This is a genomic window from Streptomyces sp. NPDC054956 (assembly GCF_053609185.1).
Genome location: NZ_JBSGXB010000631.1, coordinates 1 through 1461 on the forward strand (window position 1 = coordinate 1; position 1461 = coordinate 1461).

The following is a 1461-nucleotide window of genomic DNA, read 5'->3' on the forward strand; positions in this document are numbered from 1 at the left end:
GTTGTCGAGATACGCTCCCACCCATTGATGGCAGCCCTCCTCGCGTGGGAAGAACCAGCAGCCCGCGACCAGTAAGGCCAGGTGCTGGAAGAGCTGGGACTGCTCTTCCAGCCGCCCGCCGACCCGCGCGCCGCCCAGTGGGCGATGGCCCACTGGGTCGCCGGTCAGATCGCCGACGGATCCCTGGATCCCGCCACCGGCACCTACACCATCTGGGCCGATATCGCCTCCGACCTCGGCTACCCCGAGGAGCTGGAGCCCCTCGTCCAGTGCGCGCTCATCCTGAGCGACTGGGACGAGGGCCGGGGCGTTGCCCTGGAAGAGCTCAACGGGGAAGCGATCGAGGCCGCGAAGCAGTTCATCGCCAAGCGGTCGGCAGCGGATGCGGGAAAGGGATCAGCCACGCTGTAGGTCCACGCGGCAGGCTTCCAGGAATCGGTCGCCGGCGGTGCCGAGGTCCGATGCGATCGCCCTGATCCGCTCGGAGAGCTCGCCCGGACCGGAAAGGGCTTCGTCGCCCGCGTCCAGGTCGCGGAGGAAGTCGTTGCCTCCGTTACGTGCCGTCCGCCACATCTGCAGGGCGGCTGTCCGTGCCGGGTCGGCCCCGAAGAGCGCCACCTGGTTGTAGGCCTTCCGCAGCCCGGTGCGGAGTTCGCGCCACCGCGCCTCCACTTCGGTACGTCGGCCGGCTCCCTCCGGGCCGATGAGCAGCGACATCTCGGAGCGTATGAACTGCAACGCCTCCTCGCCGGCGAGCGAGAGGCCGGCGTAGGCCTTCGTGCGCTCCTCCCGCAGCCACTTCGCATGCTCCGAATCGACGCGCAGCGACTCGAGTTCGCGGGTGTCCCGTGCCCTGCGGCGCTCCAGGTAGCCATTGGCCAGAAGGGTGAGCACGACGCCGCCCAGAGTGGCCCCAACGGTGATCAACTGCGTTGCGGTTCCCGACTCCATGCCCCTCGCCCCATCCACGTCACCGACAGCCCTCACCCAGCCGCGCCCCCGACTCAGGACATCACAACTGCTGGGCCCAGAACAGCTGTTACCCGACAGGCGCGATACGAAGGAGGCCCTCTACCGGCCGGCCACCCGCGCGAGGTTGAATCCCTCCATGCCCTTGCCGAGCGTGATGGGCGTCTTCGCCCACCCCGACGACGAATCCCTGGCAGCCGGTGGAGTCCTCGCCCTGCACGCGGCGGCCGGCGCCCGTACCGCCGTCGTGACAGCCACCTGGGCCGCCGGCAGCCACCTGCTGGCCGTGCACGCCGCCGAACTCGAGGACCTCTACCCTCAGGCCGGACCGCCATGGCAACCCGGTGCGCTCCACCTCTCCACACACCCGCGCTCGGGCAGCTCCGAACTCGCGGACCTCGTGGCCGGCGTGGGCAAACGACTGCGTACGGTTCCGGACGAGATGGCCACCGTGACCGTCGACGTCCGACCCTGGTACGACCAGAAGTGGGC

General features: G+C 69.6%; 3 protein-coding genes. 2 read left to right on the forward strand and 1 reads right to left on the reverse strand.

Features of this window, described 5'->3' with window-relative positions; all coding sequences use genetic code 11:
* Nucleotides 1-81 precede the first annotated feature (81 nt).
* The gene (locus ACWGDE_RS38915) at nt 82-411 is read left to right on the forward strand and encodes a hypothetical protein (RefSeq protein ID WP_453393813.1); all 330 of its coding nucleotides are present in this window, start codon (nt 82-84) and stop codon (nt 409-411) included.
* Here ACWGDE_RS38915 and ACWGDE_RS38920 read toward each other — a convergent pair.
* A complete protein-coding gene (locus tag ACWGDE_RS38920) occupies nt 397-951 on the reverse strand; it encodes a hypothetical protein (protein WP_453393814.1) in 555 nt (184 codons plus the stop codon). The two genes, ACWGDE_RS38915 and ACWGDE_RS38920, sit on opposite strands and share 15 nt — an antisense overlap.
* A 157-nt stretch (nt 952-1108) precedes the next feature.
* Here ACWGDE_RS38920 and ACWGDE_RS38925 point away from each other — a divergent pair.
* The coding region (locus tag ACWGDE_RS38925; RefSeq protein ID WP_453393815.1) for a PIG-L deacetylase family protein at nt 1109-1461 on the forward strand (353 nt) is incomplete at its 3' end.